Source organism: Roseibium sp. FZY0029 (genome assembly GCF_036350355.1).
GTDB lineage: Bacteria > Pseudomonadota > Alphaproteobacteria > Rhizobiales > Stappiaceae > Roseibium.
This window is the reverse complement of sequence record NZ_JAZDVZ010000011.1, coordinates 187,317-211,627: the sequence shown is the minus strand read 5'-3', so window position 1 is coordinate 211,627 and position 24,311 is coordinate 187,317. Positions and strand designations below refer to the sequence as shown.

General features: G+C 57.5%; 24 protein-coding genes. 12 read left to right on the top strand and 12 right to left on the bottom strand.

Annotated elements, in window-relative coordinates; genetic code table 11:
• Positions 1 to 3: 3 nt before the first annotated feature.
• The 7 genes from V1T76_RS26325 to V1T76_RS26295 form a co-directional block, all read right to left on the bottom strand.
• Complete coding sequence (locus V1T76_RS26325; protein WP_330563646.1) at positions 4 to 324, bottom strand: HypC/HybG/HupF family hydrogenase formation chaperone; 321 nt, start codon at positions 322 to 324, stop codon at positions 4 to 6.
• A complete protein-coding gene (locus tag V1T76_RS26320) occupies positions 324 to 1,010 on the bottom strand; it encodes a HyaD/HybD family hydrogenase maturation endopeptidase (RefSeq protein ID WP_330563645.1) in 687 nt (228 codons plus the stop codon). Before V1T76_RS26320 ends, V1T76_RS26325 begins: the two co-directional genes overlap by 1 nt.
• A 372-nt stretch (positions 1,011 to 1,382) precedes the next feature.
• Positions 1,383 to 2,096, bottom strand: a complete 714-nt coding sequence (cybH, locus tag V1T76_RS26315; protein ID WP_148587672.1) for a Ni/Fe-hydrogenase, b-type cytochrome subunit — start codon at positions 2,094 to 2,096, stop codon at positions 1,383 to 1,385.
• Between the two features lie 9 nt (positions 2,097 to 2,105).
• On the bottom strand, positions 2,106 to 2,675 hold the full coding sequence (locus V1T76_RS26310) for a HupE/UreJ family protein (RefSeq protein WP_330563644.1): 570 nt from the start codon (positions 2,673 to 2,675) through the stop codon (positions 2,106 to 2,108).
• A gap of 14 nt (positions 2,676 to 2,689) precedes the next feature.
• Complete coding sequence (locus V1T76_RS26305) at positions 2,690 to 4,489, bottom strand: nickel-dependent hydrogenase large subunit (RefSeq protein WP_330563643.1); 1,800 nt, start codon at positions 4,487 to 4,489, stop codon at positions 2,690 to 2,692.
• Entirely contained in the window at positions 4,489 to 5,583 is a 1,095-nt protein-coding gene (locus tag V1T76_RS26300) for a hydrogenase small subunit (RefSeq protein WP_330563642.1), read from the bottom strand. The genes V1T76_RS26305 and V1T76_RS26300 overlap by 1 nt, the downstream gene beginning before the upstream one ends.
• A 316-nt stretch (positions 5,584 to 5,899) precedes the next feature.
• On the bottom strand, positions 5,900 to 7,609 hold the full coding sequence (locus V1T76_RS26295) for a tetratricopeptide repeat protein (RefSeq protein WP_330563641.1): 1,710 nt from the start codon (positions 7,607 to 7,609) through the stop codon (positions 5,900 to 5,902).
• Positions 7,610 to 8,223: 614 nt separating this feature from the next.
• Here V1T76_RS26295 and V1T76_RS26290 point away from each other — a divergent pair.
• The 8 genes from V1T76_RS26290 to V1T76_RS26255 all read left to right on the top strand — a co-directional run bounded on the left by V1T76_RS26290 (position 8,224) and on the right by V1T76_RS26255 (position 15,469).
• Complete coding sequence (locus V1T76_RS26290; RefSeq protein WP_330563669.1) at positions 8,224 to 9,624, top strand: DUF1254 domain-containing protein; 1,401 nt, start codon at positions 8,224 to 8,226, stop codon at positions 9,622 to 9,624.
• 135 nt (positions 9,625 to 9,759) lie between these two features.
• On the top strand, positions 9,760 to 11,160 hold the full coding sequence (locus V1T76_RS26285; protein ID WP_330563640.1) for a DUF1254 domain-containing protein: 1,401 nt from the start codon (positions 9,760 to 9,762) through the stop codon (positions 11,158 to 11,160).
• 175 nt (positions 11,161 to 11,335) lie between these two features.
• Positions 11,336 to 11,878, top strand: coding sequence for a hypothetical protein (locus tag V1T76_RS26280; RefSeq protein ID WP_330563639.1), 543 nt, complete (start codon positions 11,336 to 11,338; stop codon positions 11,876 to 11,878).
• Entirely contained in the window at positions 11,808 to 12,707 is a 900-nt protein-coding gene (locus V1T76_RS26275) for a hypothetical protein (RefSeq protein ID WP_330563638.1), read from the top strand. Before V1T76_RS26280 ends, V1T76_RS26275 begins: the two co-directional genes overlap by 71 nt.
• 424 nt (positions 12,708 to 13,131) lie before the next feature.
• Complete coding sequence (locus V1T76_RS26270; protein ID WP_330563637.1) at positions 13,132 to 13,401, top strand: hypothetical protein; 270 nt, start codon at positions 13,132 to 13,134, stop codon at positions 13,399 to 13,401.
• A gap of 374 nt (positions 13,402 to 13,775) precedes the next feature.
• Positions 13,776 to 14,195, top strand: coding sequence for a hypothetical protein (locus V1T76_RS26265; RefSeq protein WP_330563636.1), 420 nt, complete (start codon positions 13,776 to 13,778; stop codon positions 14,193 to 14,195).
• A 23-nt stretch (positions 14,196 to 14,218) separates the two neighbouring features.
• The gene (locus V1T76_RS26260) at positions 14,219 to 14,797 is read left to right on the top strand and encodes an OmpA family protein (protein WP_330563635.1); all 579 of its coding nucleotides are present in this window, start codon (positions 14,219 to 14,221) and stop codon (positions 14,795 to 14,797) included.
• Positions 14,798 to 15,223: 426 nt separating this feature from the next.
• Positions 15,224 to 15,469: a WGR domain-containing protein gene (locus tag V1T76_RS26255; protein WP_330563634.1), complete on the top strand. Its 246-nt coding sequence runs from the start codon at positions 15,224 to 15,226 to the stop codon at positions 15,467 to 15,469.
• A 369-nt stretch (positions 15,470 to 15,838) separates the two neighbouring features.
• Here V1T76_RS26255 and V1T76_RS26250 read toward each other — a convergent pair whose 3' ends face one another.
• The 5 genes from V1T76_RS26250 to V1T76_RS26230 all read right to left on the bottom strand — a co-directional run bounded on the left by V1T76_RS26250 (position 15,839) and on the right by V1T76_RS26230 (position 20,767).
• Complete coding sequence (locus V1T76_RS26250) at positions 15,839 to 17,017, bottom strand: pyridoxal phosphate-dependent aminotransferase (RefSeq protein WP_330563668.1); 1,179 nt, start codon at positions 17,015 to 17,017, stop codon at positions 15,839 to 15,841.
• Positions 17,018 to 17,275: 258 nt separating this feature from the next.
• On the bottom strand, positions 17,276 to 18,271 hold the full coding sequence (locus tag V1T76_RS26245; protein WP_330563633.1) for a branched-chain amino acid ABC transporter permease: 996 nt from the start codon (positions 18,269 to 18,271) through the stop codon (positions 17,276 to 17,278).
• Positions 18,268 to 19,182 carry a branched-chain amino acid ABC transporter permease gene (locus V1T76_RS26240; RefSeq protein WP_148587695.1) on the bottom strand — a complete coding sequence of 305 codons (915 nt, stop codon included), beginning with the start codon at positions 19,180 to 19,182 and terminating at the stop codon, positions 18,268 to 18,270. The genes V1T76_RS26245 and V1T76_RS26240 overlap by 4 nt, the downstream gene beginning before the upstream one ends.
• Complete coding sequence (locus tag V1T76_RS26235; protein ID WP_330563632.1) at positions 19,179 to 19,919, bottom strand: ABC transporter ATP-binding protein; 741 nt, start codon at positions 19,917 to 19,919, stop codon at positions 19,179 to 19,181. Before V1T76_RS26235 ends, V1T76_RS26240 begins: the two co-directional genes overlap by 4 nt.
• Positions 19,916 to 20,767 carry an ABC transporter ATP-binding protein gene (locus V1T76_RS26230; protein ID WP_330563631.1) on the bottom strand — a complete coding sequence of 284 codons (852 nt, stop codon included), beginning with the start codon at positions 20,765 to 20,767 and terminating at the stop codon, positions 19,916 to 19,918. Before V1T76_RS26230 ends, V1T76_RS26235 begins: the two co-directional genes overlap by 4 nt.
• Positions 20,768 to 20,836: 69 nt before the next feature.
• Between V1T76_RS26230 and V1T76_RS26225 the strand changes: the two genes are divergently transcribed.
• The 4 genes from V1T76_RS26225 to V1T76_RS26210 are packed head-to-tail and all read left to right on the top strand — an operon-like array spanning position 20,837 to position 24,275.
• On the top strand, positions 20,837 to 21,571 hold the full coding sequence (locus V1T76_RS26225) for a GntR family transcriptional regulator (protein ID WP_330563630.1): 735 nt from the start codon (positions 20,837 to 20,839) through the stop codon (positions 21,569 to 21,571).
• Complete coding sequence (locus V1T76_RS26220) at positions 21,568 to 21,915, top strand: TIGR04076 family protein (RefSeq protein ID WP_330563629.1); 348 nt, start codon at positions 21,568 to 21,570, stop codon at positions 21,913 to 21,915. The genes V1T76_RS26225 and V1T76_RS26220 overlap by 4 nt, the downstream gene beginning before the upstream one ends.
• Entirely contained in the window at positions 21,912 to 22,970 is a 1,059-nt protein-coding gene (locus V1T76_RS26215) for an aldo/keto reductase (protein ID WP_330563628.1), read from the top strand. Before V1T76_RS26220 ends, V1T76_RS26215 begins: the two co-directional genes overlap by 4 nt.
• A gap of 54 nt (positions 22,971 to 23,024) precedes the next feature.
• A complete protein-coding gene (locus V1T76_RS26210; protein WP_330563627.1) occupies positions 23,025 to 24,275 on the top strand; it encodes an ABC transporter substrate-binding protein in 1,251 nt (416 codons plus the stop codon).
• Positions 24,276 to 24,311 lie beyond the last annotated feature (36 nt).

Below are 24,311 nucleotides of genomic sequence, written 5' to 3'. Positions count from 1 at the left end.
GCCTCAAGATTTGGAGCTACCGCTCACCGTGGGTTTCAGGAAATCCGGCAGGCTCGGTTCCCGGCCGGTCAGATCAGCGAAGAGATGATCGAAGTCGGTCTCGCCGCGCATGGCCATGCTGAGCGCCTCCAGTGCGTCGGCCGTCTGTTTTGCCGTTTCCTCGCTGAGAACCTCGCGAGCCGCACCCAGAAACACCATCAGCCAGGTTCCCGTCGCGACAGGGCCGACAAGGCTCAGATCGACGATCGTTTCCGTGCCCCGGTCACGGCATAGCGCCGTCAGTCCGGACACAGACAGCACCTGCATGGGAATGCCGAGACACATCAGCTTTGCTCTGCCGCCGTGTGGACCAGTCGGGCCATCTCCGCGTCAAAGTCTTCCGGTCCCCGCCAGCCTTCGCTGGCCAAAACACGGTTGTCGCCATGGCGAAAGGCTTCGTCTTCCGCCGGTCTTCCGGCTTCATACCGGCCGAGCGTCATCTCAAGCGAGGCGATGGTGTTGTCTTCATCGAGAGTGTCGCCGCGCGGGGTGACCGAGACGCCGTGGTCCTTGAGAAATGAAAGGGCCAGATCAATCGCCGGGCCGATCTGCGCCTTGACTTCCGGCCGCAGGCTGCCGCCATAGTCGTCCAGCTCCACGGGCTGCACGCCGATCAATAGCAGGTGGTCGGGATAGTCGCCGAGCATTTCCGCCATGGCGAGCACTTCCTGAAACCCGGTCTGGTGCAGCGAGATCTTCTTGGCCCCAAGGAATTTGGGAACTTCTTCACCTTCCACCCGCTTCAACGTGCCGGGCGGCAGGCCATAATCGACGGCGTCGAACACAATGAGGATGTCGGCTTCGCGAATATACTGGACAAGATAAACCCCTTGGGTTCCCCCATCCATCACCCGCACATTTTCAGGCACCTCGAAGCGGCGGTGAAACTCTTCCACGGCGCGAACGCCGAAGCCCTCATCCGCCCATAACAGATTACCGATGCCGAGCACGAGTACGGCTGGCGCGTCCATTGTCACAGCTTTTCCTCCCTCTTGCGCCAAAGATGAAATCCCTGAAGCGCAACCCCCGCCGCCGTCAGCGTCTTGCCGAGCCTTGCCGGAATGCGGGGTAAGGTGGTTATCGCAAGAGCCATGCCAGACGTTGGCGCCGATTATCTCCTTGTTTTCTCTCGCTCTTTGTTCGCACTTTCATAAGCGCATGGTTAGAAAGTATCCAATTCGGCTTTATACCGGAAACTTACTAACCATCTTTGTGGTGACTGCTTTAAAGAGGTCGTCCAACTGGTCGTGAAACCTGGAAGCGGAGAATCCAGCTGGAGATAAAAAAGGGCGGAGCCATTACAGCTCCGCCCGAGGCAGCTTGGATGTGCATAATCGACCAAGCTAGTGAGGATCATCCATCGGCTTGTCGTCCCTGAAGGTCCGCCAGCCGGAAAACATGGATGAAATGATCGACTGCCGGGACATGATGTCTTCCCGGACAGCAGCGTAGACATGAATGATAACAAAGCACACGATTGCCCACAGTCCCAGGTGATGCCACGTGTGGACATCCTGGCTCTGGCCGAACAGGGGAATGATCCAGCTCGAAAACAGAGTGTACTGCCACGACCCCATGCCGGTTCCCTCGCCATAGAGCGCAAAGCCGGTGAAGATCATGAAGAGGATGACCCAGACGAACATCACGTGCATCGCCAGAGTCGCGAGCGGGTTGTGGCCGGCATATTTTTTCGGCTCCGGCGCGATCATGGCGTACCATTTGACCTCGTGCACAAGCTCCGACCAGAAACCGCCCCGCCAGATTGGTGGCAGGAAGATCTGCCGGGCGTGCTTGTTACCGACAAAGGCCCAGTAGATCCGCAACAGGATGCCGACGGCGAGAATGTAGCCAGCGCTAAAGTGCATGACCCTGATCCAGCCGAACAGGAAATGGGCTGACGCCTCGCCATGGATCGCCGGAGGCGGTGACCCGATCAGATAACCGGTGACAGCCAGAACAAGGATCGCGAGGGCATTGATCCAGTGCCACACCCGCACCGGCGCCTCATAGACATAGACGGCCTCTTCCTTGTGGGATGGAGTGGTCTCAACAGTCATAGCCCCCTCCTATCCGCCAGCCAGCAAGAGACCGGATCCGGCAATCGCCAGTCCGATGCCTGCAAGCCCGTGCTTCAACCTGCCGGCAAGACGGCCAAGGCCGTAACCGGTCGCATGCAAGGCGGCACTTGCGAACATGAAACCGGCCATATACCCCGCAAGGGCTCCAACGGCCTCCGTGCCATGGGCGTGACCATGAAACAGGGCGAAGACTGCGATTGCCGCAAGACCAGCCCCCGCGGGCACAACGCGCGCGGCGGCAATCATGAGGCCAAGAACAACGATGGAGGCGAGAATGCCCGGCTCGACCATCGGCAAGGACAAACCGCTCACGCCGAGCAACGCACCGAACGCCAGCACGCCGACGAACAGAACCGGACCGCGCCAGGCCTGTTTTGCCGGCTGCGCGGCCGACCAGACCCCGACGGCGGCCATTGCAAGCAGATGGTCGGCCCCCAGGATCGGGTGGACCAGGCCGGAAGACAACCCACCGGCAGCGCCCCCCGTGTGCGCCAGGGCGGGTGTCGCCATGGCTGTCAACACGACTGCACCAAACATCTTTCCGAAAACAGATTTCATGATGTCCTCCTCCCTCAGCACACCTTGATGTCGGCGAGCTCTTCGCCGTCCGGTCCCATCACATGGGTCGAGCAGGCAAGACACGGATCGAAGCTGTGCAGCGTGCGCAGGATCTCGACCGGTTCCTCGGCGACCTCCACCTTGGTGTTCATCAAGGACGCCTCGAAGGCGCCGATGTTGCCCTCGTTGTCTCGCGGCGACCCGTTCCAGGTGGTCGGCACGACGCATTGGTAGTTGTCGATCTTGCCGTCCTTGATGCGGATCCAGTGGCCAAGAGCGCCCCGAGGCGCTTCTGTGAAGCCCACACCCTTGACCTCTGCCGGCCAGGTGGAAGGATCGAATTTCTCCGTGTTGGCCGTCGCGCTGTCGCCTGCCTTCAGGTTGGCTATCAGCTTGTCGAAGAAATAGACCTGCATTTCCGCAGCCCATTCTGCCTCCAGCGCGCGCGCTGCGGTTCGGCCGAGCGTTGAAAACAGGGCGTCGATGGGAACGTCGAGCGTCGTCAGCGTGCGATTGATCTGCTCGGTGAAATATTCATGCCCTTGGGCGTAGCCGACCACATAACGGGCGAGCGGTCCGACTTCCATCGCATGGCCACGCCAGCGCGGCGCCTTGATCCAGGAATATTTCGCGCTTTCATCTAGCTCGATGATGTTGGTGCTGGTTCCCTTGGCATTCGGTCCGAGTGCGTAATTCGGCTCGGTGATGCCGTCCCATGGATGCAGTCCCTTCTTTTCGTCCGGATAGCTGTACCAGGAGTGCGGTACGAATTCCTGGATCTGTTCCGGATCCCGGTGGTCGACCTCATGCACTTCCTTCAAGTTGCCGTTGATGATCGCGCCGCGCGGCATCAAGAGGTTTTCTGGCGAGTAGTCGTTCGCCTTGTCCGGGATATCGCCATAAGCCAGGACGCTCTGGCCCGACAATCCGCCGCCATAGAGCCAGCTCTTGTAGAACGATCCGATGGCGAAGATATCGGGAAGATAGACGTTGCGGACGAAGTCGAGCGAACGGTCGATGATGCTCTTGACGTAGTTCAGACGCTCCATGTTGAGCGGCGCGCCGGCCGCCAGCTCACCATCCAGATTGATCGCGCAGGGCACCCCGCCGACCAGCCAGTTCGGGTGGATGTCCTTGCCACCGAAGATCGTGCGCGTGGTCATGATCTCCTTCTGGAAATCGAGAGCCTCCAGATAGTGGGTCACCGCCATCAGATCCGCTTCCGGCGGCAGCAGATAGGCCGGGTTGGTCCAGTAGCCGTTCTTGAACGGACCGAGCTGGCCACTTTCCACGAACTTCTTCAGGCGGTTCTGGATGTCCCGGAAATAGCCGGGCGAAGAGTTCGGGTGATGCGGGGAGACCTTCTGCTGCAGCTCCGAGGTGGCCTTGGGATCCGCCTTCAGGGCGTTGACCGGGTTGACCCAGTCAAGCGCGTGCAGATGGTAGAAATGCACAAGGTGGTCGTGGATCTGCAGCGACAGCTGCATGATGTTGCGGATCGAGTTAGCATTTTCGGGAATATCGATGCCGAGGGCATCTTCCACCGCGCGCACCGACGTCAGCGCGTGCGTACCGGTGCACACACCGCAGATGCGCTGGGTGAACGCCCAGGCGTCACGCGGGTCCCGGCCTTTCAAGATTACCTCAAGCCCGCGCCACATGGTGCCCGTCGAAACGGCATTGCGGATCATGTTGTCCGCGTCGATGTTCACCTCGCAGCGCATATGGCCTTCGATACGGGTCACGGGATCAACGACCACCCGCTGGCCGGAGGTGTCGAGATTGAACCCGTTGGGTGTCTGGATCGTCGCCATCAGTTATCTCCCCCCTTGTGGCTATCGCCTCCCTTGTGCCGCGCGCGTTTGACCGCGCTTGCCGCTGCGTGGGTCGCCGCTGCCGCGCCGACGACAATCGCCGCAGTAGCGCCGATCTTGTCGGCGTTGGCCTCGATGCCGAAGCCGTGGATATCGGTCAGGCGGTCATAGAAGGAGCCCTTGTCCCAGAAGCCGTCCTCGGAGCAGCCGAAGCAGGGGTGACCGGACTGGATCGGGAAGGACAGGCCGCCGTTCCAGCGTACGGTGGAGCAGGCGTTGTAGGTGGTCGGGCCCTTGCAGCCGACCTTGTAGAGGCAATACCCCTTGCGCGCGCCTTCATCGTCGAAGGATTCAACAAACTGGCCGGCATCGAAGTGCGGCCGGCGATAGCACTTGTCGTGGATCCGCTGGGAATAGAACATCTTCGGGCGGCCCTGGCGGTCGAGTTCCGGGAACCGCTCAAAGGTCAGGATGTAGGTGATCACGGCCGTCATGACCTCGGCAATCGGCGGGCAACCGGGCACCTTGATGATCGGCTTCGGTGCCAGACCCGGCACCTTGTGGATCGGGGTCGCCTGGGTCGGGTTCGGCCGCGCCGCCTGAACGCAGCCCCAGGATGCGCAGGAGCCCCAGGAGATAATCGCCTTGCAGTGCTCGGCGGCCTTCTTCAGCTGTTCCAGATAGGGCTTGCCGGCGATGATGCAGCTCATGCCTTCCTGATTGAGCGGCGGATTGCCCTCGCAAGCCAGAATGTAGTTGCCATCGTATTTGGCGATGGTCTCCTCGACGATCGCTTCGGCCTGATGCCCGGCCGCCGCCATGATCGTGTCGTCGTAGTCCAGAGAGATCATCGACAGGATGACGTCCTTGGCGAGCGGATGAGCCGAGCGGATGAAGCTTTCAGAGCAGCAGGTGCACTCCAGCCCGTGCAGCCATAGCACCGGGATGCGCGGCTTTGTTTCCATTGCCTCTGCGATCTTCGGAGCAAAGCTGGGTCCAAGACCAAGAGCCGCTGCCGTTAGCGAGCAGAACTTCAGAAAACTTCGGCGTGTAATGCCCTGCCTGCGCATCACGTCATAAAAGGTTTCTGTCATGCGGGCATCTCCTCCTCTTGAACCCTAATCGCGCTGTTTGTTTTCACACGCGTCAGGAAGGAGCAAAGCAACCGCTGTGCCAGAGACCCTTAGGCTATAAAATTCAGTGCCTTATGTTAAATTTGCAGCCGGAAGTGCACAGCAAAGGCGAAAACTAGTTGTCAGCTTTCCAGCCGAAGTGGAAAGTCCGCTTCCAGGTCCAGGTCTCGGTTGTGCAGTCGAAACCGTTCGGCCCCCCTTGCATTGTCTTGTTCTTCCGGCTCAGGCTGAATTTCGTCCGCGGACTGCGCATTCGCAGCTGTTTTCAGGCAAATTTTCATCGCGCTTCCGGCAACGGCGGAATGGCCACATCGAGCATGCGAAAACCATCGGCGATGTGCATCTGGTCCTCTAGGGGGATGTTGCGAGCCGACAATTCCTGCCACAAATTCGGAATGAACGAGGGGGCTATCTGCCGGAATTTTTCAAGTGCGGCGTTGGCTTTCTCGATGTCACCGGTTTGCGCATAGATGACAGCAGCGATGCCGAAATAGGTGTTTACCTGGGTCGCATCGGAGTGTTCGATGGCGTAGGTGGCGCAAGAATAATCTTTCTGCATGTAACAGATGATTGCCAGGCTGCCTTGGTAGAAACTCGTTTTGCCTGGGTTGAGCGCCAGCGCTTTTTCAAGAAGCTCGCGGCCCCGTTCCTTCTGTCCAGACAGGCCGAAAAGCTGACCGATCTGGCCAAGCATGTCGCTGTCGTTGGGATTCATCGCTATGGCTTGTGCTGCATACTCGAGAGCTTCGTCCGGTCTTCCAACATAAAACAGAACGGTCGCCAACGCTTGCAAGGACCTCGCACTGCCGGGATCAATATCAACGGCCTGTCGGGCAGCCTTCAGCGCCAGTTCACTGGCCCCGGGTTCCGGATTGAACCCGAACCGCACCTCATCGATGTAGATTTGTGCCAAAAGCGCCCACGCCGTTGCGTAGGTAGGAAAACGCACCACCGCGCTGTTCAGACAATCGGTCAAATCACGGTGTGCGGCAGCATTTGGGCTGTCGCGATAGACGTAATAGCTGAGGCTGCAAAGATATGCGTCGAGGTCGTCGGGTGGCAGATTCTGCTTGCTGGCAACTTCACTGAAAACGAGGCCCTGCGGCTGTGCGATCGCTCTTGCAACCGCCTCAGCGGTTTCGATCGGGATTTCAAAGAGCGCGCTCGCCGTCAGTTTGTACTCGTAAATTCTGGACCAGATGACGGCTTTGCTGCTTGTTTGAATCAGCCGGACGCTGACGCGGACTTCATCCAATCCGGTTCTGGCACTTCCTTCCAGTAAATAGTCCACACGTAGTTTGTCGCGCAGAACATCAATGTCCTGGTTGGCGACACCCCTCGCAGTCTGAATGCCAAAAATCGCGATTTCCTTGAACTGGGAAAGAGCCCCAATGAGTTCATCGGTAATCGCTGCTGCATAAAGCCGCGACGTGGCGTTGTTGCCCAGATTGGAAAACGGGAGGACGAGAACTCTGGGGCCGAGCGGTGAGGCATTCAGTTCCGCATCAGGAGGATCGGGCCAGAATAAGGTCGCGATGGCAAAGACAGCAAGAAGTAGAACCGGTACGACGGCAGCCAAAAGCACCCATTTTCGCGCAACCGTCCGCTTTGGCGTATCCGGCTGGACGGCAGGAATGGCTTTCTTCCGAATTCGGAAGGCTGGAACATAGCTCCCCTTGGGAATGTCAATGTGGATGGGATCATCCTGGCCGGCGAGAAGATAGTACCGCTCCAGAGCGCGGCGTAATCGGGCGGCTTCGATGCGCACTACCGGATCACTTTGAGGATCGAACGCGTCGTCCCTGCCAAAAACATCCACTGCGACGGTGAAAGCCTTGATCTTTTCCTCACGGCCCTGAAGTGTTTCTTCGACCACGTATTTCAGAAAGTCGGCCACCCTATCCGGTACGCTGAAATCTGGGCTGGCTAATATCCTTTCGAGCGCCCTTCGAACATCCTTGCTTGAGGGTGAGGCTGCTTCCGGCATTCAACAGCGCTTTCTTACGGTTTGAATCTACAACAACGTTAACATGAGCTCACGCCTGGCAGCCACCTGAAATGGTGGCGGAAACCTCAGCGTTTCTGCCTGTATCTTCTATGTAGTCTACCCTTCGTTACGTGCTGTCCATCAGAAGTTTTACCTAAGGTCACCCTTAACGGTTGGCTGGCTGAGAGGCTCAGAGGAGATGGACAGGGGGCTGGAGGCTGCACTGCGACGCTTTCCGCTTCGACACGGCGAATTGAGACGGCTTGCTCGAGAGAACGAGACGTTTCTCGGCATGTGCAGGGACCTCGCGGATGCGGAGGCTGCTTTCCAAAGATGGTCCGGCAATCCTGTGAAAGTCCTGAATGAGACCCGGGCAAGTGAATACGGAAAACTGGTGAGCGAGCTCGTCCATGAGATTGAACAGATGCTCGATCAAACAGGGTCGAATTCTTGAGGAAGACGCGCGTTGACTGGCGAAAAGCAAATCCAATCAGTCAGTGAACGACGTTGGCTATTCGATAAAGCGATTAGAGGAGGTGGTCATGATTAGTATTGGAATGTCTGTATTTAAAACAGCCCGCAAGGTTCTCGCACCAGCGATTATCGCGGCAACAATGGCAACCACGTCAGCCAATGCCTTGACGCAGGATGAGGCCAACGCCATCGCGACGGAGGGGTACCTCTATTTCTATTCTCTGATCACCATGGATTTGACCCGTCAGCAGCTCACCAATGTGCCTGCTGGAGGTGGATCATATGGCGGCCCTCCAAACTGGTTCAACAATGTCCGGTCCTACCCTTCGGCGGATGACAGAACCGTTGTCCGGCCGAACTTCGATACGCTCTACTCCAGCGCTTGGCTGGACCTGAGTTCAGAACCGGTTGTCATATCCGTCCCGAGCACCGATGGCCGTTATTATCTGCTGCCCATGCTCGATATGTGGACCAACGTATTTGCTTCACCTGGTTGGCGCACAACAGGCACCGAAGCCCAGACATTGCTGGTGGTTCCGCCGAATTGGAGACCGGACCTAAGGGACAGGTTCAAAGAGGAATTCAAACTTCCCAAGGGTACCCAGCTCATTGAAGCGCCGACACCAAAGGTCTGGATCATTGGACGCATCAAGACGGACGGGCCATCGGACTATGAAGCGGTAAACAAGATACAGGATGAGCTTAAAATCGCGCCGCTGTCGAAATGGGGTCAGGATCTGAAAGTGCCTGACGTCGTTGTCAATAAAGACATCGACATGAAAACGCCGCCGAAAGAGCAGGTCGACTCCATGTCGGGTGACAAGTTCTTCACTCAAGCTGCCGAGCTTTTGAAATCAATTCCACCGCACGATACAGACCAGCCCATTCTGGCAAGAATGGAACGTCTTGGACTAGAGCGCGGCAAGAGCTTCAATTTTGAGGAAGCTGATCCTGCGGTGAAAAAGGCGATCCAACACGCACCGAAGGCTGCCCAGGAACTGATGGCATGGAAAGTGCCAAGCCTGGCCAGGGTCGTGAACTATTGGTCGATGAACACCGACACCATGGGTGTTTACGGCAACTACTACCTGAAGAGGGCGATCGTCACCCAGCTTGGCTTGGGAGCCAATCAGGCACAGGACGCGATCTACCCGCTTAACCTTGCCGACAGCGAGGGAAAACCGCTCGACGGCAAGAACAACTACGTTCTTCACTTCGACAGCTCCGAGCTGCCGCCGGCAAACGGATTTTGGTCAGTGACGCTCTATGACGGGCAAGGCTTCCAGGTTGCCAACAGTCTGGACCGTTTCGCGGTGTCAAGCTGGATGCCGTTTGCATACAACACGGACGGTTCCCTGGATCTCTATTTTCAAAATGAAAGCCCCGGCAAGGACAAGGAAGCCAACTGGCTGCCCGCGCCGAAAGGACCATTCAACCTGACCATGCGGCTCTATGCGCCGAAGTCGGAAGCGCTCACAGGCAAGTGGAACCCTCCCACTGTAAAAATGACAGGTGCACTGCCGCATCTGGTGACGCAATGAGTTTGGCAGAGGGCAAAGCTGTTTGAACCAAGCCGGGCAGCTGCGTCTTTTGCTGCTGCCCCAGCGAACCGAATGCCATACAGGAGAGATCTCATGTTTGAGTGCATAACCAGAATGCACGGACGCGGAAAACTATTGTCTTCGTCCCTGGTCGCGGCGGTCATTGCGGGCACACCAGCCCAGGCACTGACAACGAAGGACGCCAGGTCCATCGCAATGGACGCCTACATCTACGGCTATTCTCTCATGACCACCGAAGTGACCCGCGTGCAGATGTCCAATGTCGGCCAGACGGACCTGGAAGCGCTGAAGGCGCCCATGGGACAATGGATAAACGTACCGCGATATCCGCCGGCAGACTATCGCGGCGTTTCTGCCCCGAACGCGGACACGCTTTATTCCTTGAGCTGGCTGGATCTGTCCGAACCTCAGGTATTCAGCTATCCTGCCATGGGCGACCGGTACTTCCTGTTCGAAGTGGTTGATCTTTGGATGCACGATCTGGCGAATTCGCCCGGCATCAGGACGCTCGGCGGAGAAGCGCGAAACATCCTCTTTACCGGTCCCAGTTGGAAGGGAACCGTGCCGGAAGGCGTGGAGCATATTTCCATCGCCACCGATTACATGACCGTGCTCGGTCGCATCTATTCGACAGGCACTGAAGAAGACTACAAGGCGGTCAATGCGCTTCAGGCGCAGCTCAAGATCACACCGCTTTCAGCCTGGGGAACAGACGACACACCCAAGGCGCCGCCGGTGGAGACACCCGCGCCGTTCTCGATGACCGACAAGCCGCAGAAAGTCATCCTGGACATGGGCATCGAAGGTTATTTCGACAGGATGGCAACCTTGATGTGCAAGGCCGCCCCTCCGTCCAGGGACGATGAGGCGATCCTCGCAAGGATGAAAGAAATCGGCATTGAACCTTGCAAGGATTTTGCTCCGGACACTCTTGAGCCCGCAGTGCAGGCAGCTTTAAAGACTGTGCCGACGGACGCCCTTGCAAAGATCGAGGCAAACCGGAAGGTTCTGGGCTCGACCGTCAATGGCTGGATCATTACCAAAGGTCTGGGCGCATACGGCACCGATTATCTGAAAAGGGCCGTGGTCGCCGCCTTCGGGTGGCCAGCCAACCGCCAGGAGGATGCGGTTTATCCCAATACCGGAACCGACGACACCGGTGCCCTGCTGAATGGCGCAAACCGGTACACGATGACCTTTGCCAAGGGCGAGGAACCTCCGGTCAAAGGTTTCTGGTCGATCACCATGTACGAAATCAATAAGGGGTGGTGGTTCACGCCAAACGAGCTGAACAAATTCACGGTAAGCCCGCGCGATGACCTGGTCAAAAATGCCGACGGGTCTCTGACGCTGTATTTTCAGAACGAGTCTCCCGGCGAAGACAAGCAGGCCAACTGGCTACCGGCTCCCAAAGGCAACTTTATTCTGATGTTGCGCATGTACTGGCCACAGCCGGACAGCCCCTCCATTCTCGACGGTTCGTGGACACCGCCTGCCGTGGCGAAAAGAAACTAGGAATGCGTTCCAGGCCTTTGAGAGCCGGCAGCCACGTCTCCGGCTTTGGCCACCATAACCAAGGGGCGCCAGTTTTTGGCCTCCCCCATCGCGCGGCATGAACAAACTCGATCGCACTGGTCCCATCACACTGCCGTGCCCGTTGTCGCCGTACCGAACCACGAAGGAACCTTTCATGAAATCGCGCATCTTCAAAAGAACATTAGGCGTGGCCAGCGTCCTGGTTACCTCGATGTGGGTCTCGCTTGCACAAGCGCAACAGCCAGAATGCGAAACACTTTTTGTGCAGACAGCGAAGGCTGTGGAAATGACAGAGACAACCATTACCCTGAAGGGAGTGAGCCCGCTCATTTCTTTTTTCTGCGACCGTCCTGTGCGGCATGCCGGGCATCTGTCCAACGAGGAATATCTCAAGGCTTGGGACGCTGGAAAAGACTCGTTCGCAGCAGATCCACCCAATGCCATGCTCTCCATTCTGGACGGAAACGATGCGCATGATGTCGTTGTCGAACTGCAGGAAAAACCCTCGATTGAAGGTGACGACTACACCTACAAGATGACGGTCCTCGAAGGCGAGCCCATTTCAACGGATCAACCCGGGTCAATGTTCATAGACATTATCGGACGTCCATTGACGCCGCTGTCCTATGCCGGTGTGGACCGGCGGATTACGCGGCGCGTCGTCAGACGCTGCGCGGTCGGCGTTACCTGCTGGTGAGGAGATGACCTTGGCTGGGAAGATTTTCAAACGAAGTGCACTTGCTTCCTCTTTGATCCTGGGCTCGCTGACAACCTGCTTCGCTGCGGACCCGGCTGCTCAAGAGGACGTCACCGCCGATCGCCGGATGGTCCAATCCGGCTGGGAGTTCCAGGCAACGGCCTATCTGTGGGCGACAGCTCTGAATGGATCCGTCGGGGTTCGCAATCTGCCCTCAGCGGATGTCAACGTCGATTTCTCCGACATTCTGGAGAACCTGGATGGCGCGTTCATGGGATCGTTTCTGGCCAAACACGGAAACTGGATGGTTCTTGGGGATCTGGTCTATGCGGACTTGTCAGACAGTACCCGGCTATCCGTCGCCAGATCCCCGACGCTCAAATACTCTCAAACCCTCCTGATCGCATCCGCGATCGGAGGATATCGGTTGCCAATCGCCGATCAGGATATTGATCTGAGCGTCACGGCCGGACTTCGATACCAGAGGCTCACGGCCAAGACCTCGCTCACGTCCGGCACCTTTCCTGTCAGCGTTCAATCCGACACGACCAGGGACTGGACAGATCCGATTGTCGGTTTGTCTCTTCAATATGAGATCAATGATCGATGGTTCGTGAACGGCATCGCCGACGTCGGAGGATTTGGTGTCGGATCGCAATTCACGTCACAGGGGTTTCTTGCCGCCGGGTACAATTGGAGTAGCCATATCTCGACGGCGATCGGCTATCGGGCACTCTATACTGATTATCAAAGCGGGAGCGGATCCAACACCTTTGATTACGAAACAACGATACATGGGCCGTTCATGAGTCTTGGAGTGCGTTTTTAACTGCGAGGAGGGTCGGCACCTGACTGAAGTCAAGAGGACAGACAACATCCGACCGGGGCCGCCGCAAATCCGGCCTCCTGAGAAATAGGAGCTGCATCAAGCGATTTACTTTAAGTAAATCCGCTGCAGTAAGTTATTTGTTTGGAAAAATACTTACAGAAATAATTATTTTAATACAAATACTATGTTTATATTGTGAGATACAAAGTTTTATGATTTAATTAACGCGTCAATTCAGCTTCTTATAAGTATACATAAGATTAAATTCGAATTGATGTCGGCAATATATCTTCTTATCACGTTCTTGTTGGCCAGGTCATGACCAAACTTGACCAAACGTATCCGACTGAGAACTGCAAGAATGACTGAAGCCGAGCAATAAAGCCCCCAGGGCACAACCCATGTTGAAGTAGAGGATGGAAATATGACTAAGCATCTGATTTCCGTGTCAAAGGCAGTTCTGGTCATCGGCGTGTTGATGGCCGCACCCGTGAGCGCTCTGGCAGACTGTTCGTCGGACATCGACAAGGTGGAAGAGGCCGTTTTCAAAGCCAAGGAAAACGACATTGCAGAAACAACTGCAGAGCAGATGCGCGTACTACTTGATAACGCCAATGAGGAAAAGAAGAAGGGCGACGAGGCGAAGTGCCAGGAACTGATCAATCAGGCCAAGCAAATCGGTAACGTCGACTGATACCTGGTGATCTGACCGATTGATCTTCTGTTTGCTTGAAACCCGAGACCGCCCGGAAACTGGCAGTCTTGGGGGCGGACGCTGGTCGAGGGGGCAGATAGCGCGGCTTCATGTTTAGCGGCCTTCGCAGCTTGATCTGCAAACGCCCGGTCTTCCTCAGGCTGCAAGAACACCATTCGGCAGCACGATCCCGGATTTCTCGCATCAAAGATTGGATGATCAGAAAGCGTCTGGCAGACGATCTGCTCAAGTTCGACAGAGTGCAAGACGCGGGTGTCGTGACCGGGGACAGAAGATCCAGAACGTATCCACCACGACCTGACACGCGGATACCATCGCGGCAAAAGGCGTTATTATTGAGGGGGATGTCTATCATGAAATATCTACTTGTTTCAGCTACCACGGTTTTCTTGATGATGACTGTATCGCTGGCTTCCGCGCAGACCGTCGGTTTTGCGGAAGCAATCAAGATCCTGGCAGCCAGCTGCGGCAAGGATATCCAGGCACATTGTCAGTCTGCGTCGCTGGCCAACAATGGCATTACCAACTGTCTGGAAAAGAACCAGTCGAGGATCTCGCAAAAATGCAATGCGGACCGGTTGGTCGTGATCGGTTTGATTACGGCCAGGCTGGCCGCCCAGTCCGAGGTCAGCAAGATCTGCAATCGAGACATGGCTCAATACTGCAAGGGTGTGAAACCGGGCGCGGGTCACATGCTCCGTTGCCTTCTCAAGGCACAGCCTTCCGTTAGCGCGAAATGCAATGAGGCCATCGACCTGGCTGGCTACAGATAACAACCGGCCGAGGAGATATTACAATGAACAAGCTTTTTCTGAGCAGCGTCGCTATTGCTGTCATCGCCTCTGCCACCGGGGCGTTTTCGCAGACCAAACTGAGCCGAAACGAAATAATCAACTCCCTGCAGGGGGCACAACAAGAGGTAAACATCAGCGCCGACGAATTGCAAAAGGCAGCGATCGAGAACATCGAAAAATATCCCGGAGCAAATTCGCCGCAGCAGTTACCGCTCGCGGCAAAGCTGGCGTCTCTGCGGCAGTTCAATCTCGAAATTACCTTTCACTTTGACTCCGCAACCATCGCACCTGCCTCCTACGAGACTGTGGGACTGATCGCTGATGCTCTGCACACGCCTTATCTGCAGGGACAGACCTTCTTTATCGTGGGCCACACGGACGCAAAGGGTACCCGGGAATACAATCTGGAGCTCTCCATCAAGCGTGCGCAAGCTGTCCGCGAGGCGCTCGTAACAACCTTTCAGGTGCCGGGAGAATATCTGTTTGCCGTCGGCCTCGGCGAGGAACAGCTCCGCGATCCTTCAAATCCGGATGCTGCGGTCAATCGAAGGGTGCAGTTGATCAATCTCGGCTACAAATAGGCTGAAGGCGCAGTTTCGACTGCTTGGAGATCATCATGAAGCTTATTCGCTTCCATACAAGCGTCTGCCTGTTGATGCTGGCCGTGGCTGGATGTCAGTCGGGCTCTGGGGTTGAATCAGGACTGAACGAGCCTGGGGTCGACGTCGGCTTTGGCGACCAAACTCCCGATGGTCCACCGGGAGAATGCATGGATGACGGGTCCGAAGGGACCTCGGTCACCCTGGGATGCTCTTGAATTCTTGCGACGTATAATTTCGGTTTTCTCGCAAAATACTCAGACAGCCTAACGTCTAACGAGGGTGCGCACCTTCGTCTGAGGGACTTCATCCGCCTTCCGACAACTCATCATCGGTCTGAATCCTTTCCCGCGGTTCGATTCCAATCATTCATTGGACCGCGGGACGGCGATCTTCGACACTGGCGCGATGGAACTTTCTGACACCTCTTTATTCCTCAAGCGTGTCGACCCGGGCCGGAACATGAACCGGTTCTACCACCTGTCCGTCGAGCCGACCCTGTTCGGGGGATTTGGCGTTCGCAGAACATGGGGACGTCTGGGCACCTGGGGTCAAACGCGGCTTGATCTTTTTGCAGATGCTTCTTCAGCTCTCGCCCATCAGCACAAGCTGGCGAGGCAAAAATTCAGGCGGGGTTATGTGTTAGGAGTTTGATCCCAAATTTTGATGGATAGGATTGTGTCTGAACCTTTCCCGTTCAGTCGTCCATATTTTAAAGAGGTACACGACCTTTTTCTGGATGGGCTTACGAGCATAATCCGCATTCAACCTGTTCGGGGCAAATACGAACTTTGAGGTTTCCTACTCCGGTCAGCTTGCACGCGAAACACAGAACCACGGACTGAATGCCCGGTTGTCGATAAAATTCTGAAGCCCGCAGAAGAGTGCCAGCTTTTCATAGGTCCTTGTCAGGATAGTCATTTACATAAGTGGCTATCCTGTCTCTGTTTCACGCCACCGACGGCATTACCCTGATCAGCCGTCTGAACCTCAATCGGTGAGCACCCTCGTTGGAAAGCACATCTAGGCTTCTTCGGGAACACGTGCGCTAACGAAGGCCTGAATTCTGCTCATGGCGGTGTCGATCTCCGCAAGCGACGTGGAACCGAAGCACACGCGCACATGGCCCTCCCCCGTCTGGCCGTAGAAGCTGCCTGCCTCGACCACAACACCGGATTCATCGAGAAGTTTGTCGGCGAATTCCTGGGAGCGCAGGCCGGTGCCGCTGATGTCGGGGAACGCGTAGATCGTGCCTTCGGGCCATTCGCAGGTGATGCCTGGCATTTGATTTAACCGGCTGACAACCATCTGGCGTTTTTCGGCGTCTTCCGCGATCAACCCGCTCAAAATCGCCGGATCGCCCGTAACCGCGGCGTAGGCGCCTTCCTGAATAAACGTGTTCACGTGCGTTACGTCGTTTGCCGTGATCTTCAAAAGCGCACCGATAGCCGCCTTGGGCGCAACCATGTAGCCGAGGCGCCAGCCGTCCATGGCGTAGCTCTTGGTGAAGGCAAACAGTGTGACCGTGCGGTCGTCCATGCCGTCCAGCGAGGCGATGGAGATATGCTCGGCGTTGTCGTAAAGAATATCCTCATAGACTTCATCCGATACGACGAGCAGATCGTGCTTGATCGCGAGATCCGCCAGAGACTGCAGCTCGTCCCGGCTGTAGACGCGGCCCGTCGGATTGCAGGGATTGATGAGCACGATCATCTTGGTGCGGTCGGTGATCTTTGCCTCGATCAGCGCGGCGTCGAGCCGAAACCCGTTTGCTGCGTCGAGCGGCGCAATCACCGGCACTGCCCCCGCCATTTCGATCTTGCCGATGTGCTGCGGATAATAAGGTTCGAGCAGGATCGCCTCATCGCCCTCATCGAGAAAGGCCATGAGTGCGGCATAGGACCCATGCGTCAAACCATTGGTGACGATGATCCGGTCAGCGCCGACATCCAGCTTGTTCTTGCGCTTCAGCTTTTCGGCAAGAGCCTCGCGCAGATGCGGCAGACCGGCGAGATCGGAGTAGTGAACGCAGCCGTCCTGAAGAGCCTTGATGGTCGCGTCCTTGATAGGTTGCGGCGTGTCGGCGAAAGGGCGGCCGACTTCGAGGTGAATCAAGTCGTCACGCCCGGACATTGCCGCTTTCTGGAACATGCCGAAGGATTTTGGCGAGGTGTTGGTGATACGTTTTGCGAGGTGTTTCATCATCTTGCCGATCTTCGTTTCGGGTTGATCTGATTGAGTGCATTAGGTCCCGCAGCATCCGGCCCTCGCCCGTGGCGAAGGATGGACGGCCGGGAGATCTCCGGGCCGGTGCCCACACAGTCACCGGCCGCCAGCGGATTTATCTGCCTCGGGTCAAGAGCCGGAACTTTGGCTCATGTCAGTGCGGTGAAACGCGTAATGCCTGTGTCTTCCACGAACGCATTCGCGTGCGACTTTCACTGCGCACAGAAGAAGAAATCATGTGCGGGTACTCAGGCTGGCGCTGCCCGTAGCGGGCTTTTTCCGGGCCTTGATGTGCCGTGACACAGTTGCGTTTTCTCCAAGAATGCCGCGCGGGCGGAAGAGCAGCACGACACACAGGGCAATGCCGATAAGCACGATCTGCAGCGAGGACGCACGTGCCTGCTCGCTGGCCGGGAAGAATTGTGAAACGACGTTGCCGGATACCGCCCAGATACCCCAGACGAGCACGCCGCCGAGGATCGCACCCCGCATGTTACCCGAACCGCCGATAATCAGCATCGTCCAGACCTGGAATGTCAAAGTCGGAAGATAATTGTCGGGGGCGATAAAGCCGATGAAATGGGCTTGCGCCGCTCCGCCGAGCCCCATCACGAAGCCGCCGATGGCAAAGGCCTGAAGCCGATAGGCCTCCGGGTTTTTTCCAAGTCCTCGAGCGGCGGTCTCATCTTCACGGATCGCGCGCAAGACACGCCCCCAGGGCGAGCGAACCAGGTGTTCAAGCACAAGATAGGTCACACTCACGAGCGCGGCCATCACCGCCAGGTTCGCATAGCTGAAGAGGTCGGTGTTCTCTGCCAGGTCGCCGAAGGGACGGGGGATAAAGCCGATCCCGAACGGACCGCCCGTAAAACCGAGCAGATTCAGAAGCACAAGCTGGATCATCACCGCCGCGCCAAATGTCGCGATCGCGAGGTAGTCCGACCGTAGCCGCAGAGTGATAAAGCCGAGGGCCGCGGACAGGAGCCCCGCAACAAGCCCTCCCCCGAGCCAGCCGATTACGATCGGCAGGCCGAAGCCGCCAATGCGATCCGCGATGAAAGGCGTTGTCAGCAGCGCGGAGGTATAGGCGCCAACCGCTACAAAACCCGCAACGCCGACATTGAACAATCCGGTCTGTCCCCATTGCACATTGAGGCCAAGACAGATGACCGCGTAGCTGAGGGCCATCGTCAGAAAGAAGGCGCCATAGGAAAGAAGGTCGAGGATCATGCCGGTGCCTTTCCGAAAAGTCCGTTGGGGCGCAGCAGAAGGACTGCGACGAGAATGACGAAGGCGACTGCAGCGCGCCATTCAGCGCCGATAACCTGGACCGTCAACGCTTCTGCAAGACCGACAATCAGGCCGGCCAACATGGCGCCGGGAACCGACCCGATGCCTCCGAGGATGGAGGCTGCGAACAGCGGTAGGAGAAGATCGAGCCCCATTGTCGGCCGAATCTGGACGAGAAGGCCCGACATGACACCGGCCACTGCCGCAAGCGCGGCGCCCAGTATCCAGACAAGACGGATGACGTTGCGCACGTCGATGCCGGTCAGCGCGGCAAGCTGGGCGTTTTCGGACACGGCACGCATTGCGCGGCCGGCAGGTGTGCGGGTGAGCAGGAGATGCACCAGCACCACGGTTACGACGGCAAGACCAAGAACCAGGAGCTGGTCGGGCGTTGCCCGCATGCCACCGAACAGAGGTTTCGAGATTTGCAGCGCATTGGTGAAATACGCCGGCTTGGATGTGTAAATGAACTCGAGCAGGTTCCGCAGGGCCAGGGCTGCACCGAAGGAGGCCATCACCAGGATGATGATTGCCGAGCCGGACCGACGCAGGCGGCCAAAAAGGAGCCAGTCGACCGTCAGCGCCAGAAGAGCAGTCAGGATCATCGAGCCAATCAGGGCAATCGGTACGGACCAGCCGAAAGAAAACGGACCTATCGGAGTGCTGAGTGACGGCAGCAGCGCACCGAGCGCCGCGCTCAGGGACAAGGCCACATAGGCGCCCCAACTCAGCAGTTCGCCATGCCCGAAGTTGGCGAAACGCAGGATCGAGTAAGTCAGCGTCACACCGATTGCGCCGAGGCCGATGATCCCGCCGTTAATGAGACCATCCATGATGGCTTGCGTGATCATGCCGTGACCTCTTCTTTTTTGTGACCGCCGAGATAAAGCTCGGAAACAACCGGGTCCCCAAGGAGCCCGTCTGCCGGTGCATCATGAGCAACACGGCCCTCCACGAGGATCACGCCGCGGCTTGCGATTTGCAGTCCGGCCTTGACGTTCTGTTCGACAAGGATGGTGGTGACGCCCGAGGCATTGATCCGCACGAGTTGTTCGAAGACTTCCGAGACCATCTTGGGCGATAGCCCGGCGGAAGGTTCGTCGAGTATCAGGATTTGCGGTTCAACGATGAGCGCGCGTGCGCAGGCAAGCATCTGGCGCTGACCGCCTGACAACGCTCCGGACCGGGTCGACTGGCGCGCCGCGAGATCCGGAAACATGGCCAGCATTGCGTCGATTCTTGCAGCACGATGTGCTTTCGGAAGAACCTGCGCTGCAAGTTGCAGATTTTCACGAATGCTCATCGTGGCGAAAATATTCTCGGTCTGCGGAACAAAGCCCAGGCCCTGACGCATCTTGCGGTGCGTCGGCACGTCGGTGAGATCGGCTCCCGCAAGGAACACCCGCCCCGAATGCACAGGGACAAGTCCGGCTATGGTTTTGACGAGGGTCGATTTCCCTGCACCGTTCGGCCCGAGCATAACAACAAGTTCCCCCTCGCCGACGCTCAGGTCCACCCCCTGAATGATCGGCAGGTCGGGCTGGTAACCGGAGACGAGACCTTGCAGCTTGAGAATTTCGCTCCTCATGCATCCTCTCCCAGATAGGCGCGGATCACGTCCGGGTCGCGGATCACGTCGTCCGGTTTTCCCTGGGTCAGCTCTTTGCCGGTTGCCATGACGACGACGCGCGAACACAGCTGAGCGATCATGTCCATGTTGTGCTCGATGATCAGGATTGTCTTTTCGTGCTCTTCGTTGAGCGCCACGATCCGCTCCATGATCTGTTCGAGGAGGCTCGGGTTCACGCCTGCAGCCGGCTCGTCCAGAAGGATCATTTCCGGGTCCGCCATGAGAATGCGAGCAAGCTCAAGCAGTTTGCGCTGCCCTCCGGAGAGCACCGAGGCCGGCTGGTTTTCCAGATGCGACAGCAGAAGGAAATCCAGCAAGGCATGAGCCTTTTCCTGTGCGGCCTTCTCATCGCGGCGCACGGCACCCGGCCGTAAACACACGTCCAGCAGCCGCTCCCCTGCCTGGTTCTGGGCACCGGTCAGGACGTTTTCCAAAACGGTCATGTTCGGAAAGGGTCTCGGGATCTGGAAACTGCGGCCCATTTTGCGCCGGGCCCGTTTGTGTGCGCCTTCGTTGGTTACATCGGCGCCCAGGATCCTGATTTCTCCGCTGCTCGGCGGCAATGTGCCCGCGAGCATGTTGAACATGGTCGTTTTCCCTGCGCCATTCGGGCCGATGAGCCCCAGCAATTCGCCTCTCTTCAAGTCCAGAGACATGCCGTCCACGGCTCTGAAGCCACCGAAGCTCCGCGTAAGGTCTTTGGCCTGCAGCAGAAAACCGCCTTTTTCGATGAGCGATGTCACATCTTTTCCCTGTTGCTGTTTCAGGTCGTAGAGCCCATGTGTCAAATTTGTATCTTTGATCAAAGATATTGACATTGAGGCATCGATCAAGCAAAAAAGCTTTAGGCACGAAACTTTTTGGAGATTGGCAAATTGTCTACTCTACCCGAGCAGAAGCCGTCGGGGCGCGTTGCCGCCTTGCCCGAACTCGCACGCGTCCAGCGTGAATCCCTTCAGGAACGCGTCTACCAGGAAGTCAGCCGCAATCTCATGCATGGGGTCTTCGAGGCAGGGCAAGTGCTCCGCATGCAGTCGCTGGCAGATCAACTGGCTGTCTCCGTGATGCCGGTTCGCGAAGCGCTTGCCCGGCTCGTGTCTGAAAATGCGCTGGAAGTCATGCAGTCCCGCTCCGTCCGCGTGCCTCTCATAAGCGAGGAGGCGATTGAGGACCTGAAAAGCGCCCGTTGCCTGATAGAAGGCGAGCTGGTCAGAATTGCCGCGCAGCGGCTGACGCAAGAAAGCCTCAACGAACTCAAGCAGCTGACAGAAGAATGCGAAGCGGCCTTTGCGGCGCTGGACGAGAGTTGCGCGGCGGAGACGTCTCTTCTGAACTATCGGTTTCATTTCGGCATTTACGAAGCGGCAGGGTCGAAGGTCCTCTTGCCGGTGGTCAAAAGCCTCTGGCTTCAGTCCGGTCCTTACGTGCGGACCGCAGCGACGATCTACGGCAAAAATCCGAACCTGACCGCAATCCACCACCATTGGGCACTCATCGAAGCGCTGGAAGCCAGGGACGCGGACCGGGCTGTCGCTGCGCTGCATGAGGACATCACCCAGAGTTTCAATCTCATCCGGAACCAGATTCTGGAAGGGGGCCTTGAGGCATGAGCGGCGAGACCTTTGAGCTGTACGATTTGCGGGTCGAAGTTGTCGCTCCCGAAGGCGGTCCAATTTATTGCGGCGCCAAGGTTGGCGACTACTTTGAACTGCGGGGGGAAATGCTCCACCTGCCAAAAGATCAGGGTTTTTCGATCTACTCCCTGGCCTCCGTTCTTCCGCTGCTGGCCGCAAAACAACGCGAAACGCATCCGGCGGACTGGATGAGCACGGACGCGGACGTTGCCTGCCCTGATCCGAACTGCAGCACAAGATTGCGGATCACCCGCATGGAAAAACGAGTGTTCAACCACGCAGACACGACAGCAGTTCCGATGCCAAAGGAAGTAAAATGAGCGGAGCGAAACGCATCGAACTGGCCCCGGGCTACGAAATTTCCCGTGTGATCCGTGGTGGCTGGCAGCTTGCGGGCGGTCATGGCTCGGTCGATCGGGACCGCGCTGTTCAGGACCTTGTTGCCTTCGCCGATGCAGGCATCACCACGTTTGATTGTGCCGACATCTATACCGGCGTCGAGGAGATTATGGGGGCGTTCCGGGCCGCTTACGGCAACCAACGGGGTTCCGAAGCGCTGTCCCGCATTCGCGTTCATACCAAATGCGTACCCGACCTCGACAAACTGAACCGGCTGACCCGGAGCGATCTGCGAGCCATGATCGATCGTTCCCGCAAGCGCCTGGGTGTCGAACGTCTCGATCTTGTGCAGTTTCACTGGTGGGACTACGCCCAGGGCGACTGGCTTCAGGTGGCAGGCTGGCTTCGCGAGTTTCAAGACGAGGGCCATATCCATCTTCTGGGCGGGACCAATTTCGATACCGAACATGTCGCGGCAATGTTCGACGCAGGTATCCGGCTCGCGTCGATGCAGGTTCAATATTCTCTTCTGGACCGCCGGCCGGAAAAGCACATGGCGGCGCTTGCTGCGCGGGAGGGGTTTTCTTTTCTGTGTTACGGCACTGTCGCAGGCGGTTTTCTATCCGACAAATGGCTCGGCCAACCCGATCCCAGGTCCGAGTTCGAAAACCGCTCTCTCGTGAAATACTACCTTGTGATCGAGGATCTCGGCGGCTGGGATTTGTTGCAATCGCTGCTCTCCACGCTGCGGACGATCGCGGACCGACACGACACCGACATTGCCACCGTTGCCTCTGCCGCTGTGCTCACGCGCGCGCATGTCGCGGCAGCAATCGTAGGTGCCCGTAACGCTGACCATCTTGCGGGCAACGTTGCAATCTCCAACCTCTCGCTGACACAGGAAGATCTCGCCGAGATCGAAAGTGTTCTCGACGGAGCCAACGCGCTCGACGGAGACGTCTACGCGCTCGAGCGTGACCGCCACGGGCGGCACGGTGCCATCATGAAATACAACCTCAACAAAGAAGAGGCCTGAACCTCTCTTAATGCCCCAGAGGGTATTCCCCAGCTAAACCAACAGGAGTCGTCCATGAAGAAACTGCTTCTTGCAACGAGCATTCTTGCTCTGTCGGCAACCGCGAGTGTCGCCAAAGATTGCAACATCGAGGTTGGTCTCGTCCTCGAATTGACCGGTCCCGCCGGTGTCTACGGTCAGGCCGGCGCCAAAGCTATCGAGATGGCCTTCAATGACATCAACGAAGCCGGCGGTGTGCTGGGGTGCGATATCGTCGCCGATACGCGTGACAGCCAGAGCCAGGGCAACGTGGCAGTCGATCAGGCGACCCAACTGGTCAATATCGACAAGGTGCCGGTAATCATCGGCGGCATTATTTCCTCGGTGTCGGTCCCGATTTTGACCTCGGTGACCGCTCCCGCCAAAATCGTCCAGATCTCGCCAGCCTCTTCCACCCCGACGCTGACCGCGTTGGCAAAGGAAGGCAAGACTGATGGCTACTTCTTCCGCACCATCACCTCGGACGCACTGCAGGGTACCGCGGCAGCCAAGTATGCCATTGACCAGGGTTTGAAAAAGCTCGCGATTATTCATGTGAACAACGACTTTGGCCTCAACCTGATGCGAGAGTTTTCTGCTGCATTCGAAGCCATGGGCGGCGAAATCACGTCGGTGACGCCTTACAACGAAAAACAGTCGAACTACTCGTCCGAAGCCAGCGCTGCGATGGCGGGTGAACCGGACGCGCTCTATCTCATCAGCACGCCCGTTGACGGGGCAACGATTGCCCGCGCCTGGATCTCCAATGGCGGCCCGCAGAAATTCCTGCTGAACGACGGCATGAACTCTGAAGACTTCATCAACTCGGTCGGGGCGCAATATCTGAACGAAGCCTATGGCACCTCCTCCGGCACGGCGGAGACGCCCTCGACAAAGTATTTCTACGAGCACTTTGCAGACGTTTCCGGTGGCATTGCACCCGACGCGCCGGCCGCCGATCGCTCCTATGATGCAGGTGCCATCACGGCGCTGGCGATTGCGCAGGCAGGAGAAGCTTCGCCGGCGAAAATTCGCGATGCAATCCGCCAGGTGACCGGACAGGACGGCGAGCCGATCTATGCAGGCGCTGACGAATTCAAGAAAGCGCTCGCGCTGATCAAGGAAGGCAAGCCGATCAAATACGAAGGTGTCATCGGCCCTGTGAGCTTCGATCAGTATGGCGATATCACCGGTCCCTTCCGTCTATGGAAAATAACCGACGGAAAGGTCACGGTTACCGGCACGATCAGTGCCGAGGAAGTTGCTGGAATAAAATCTGAAATGTGAACCTGGAAATGAAAAGAGGCGGCGTCTTGCGTCGCC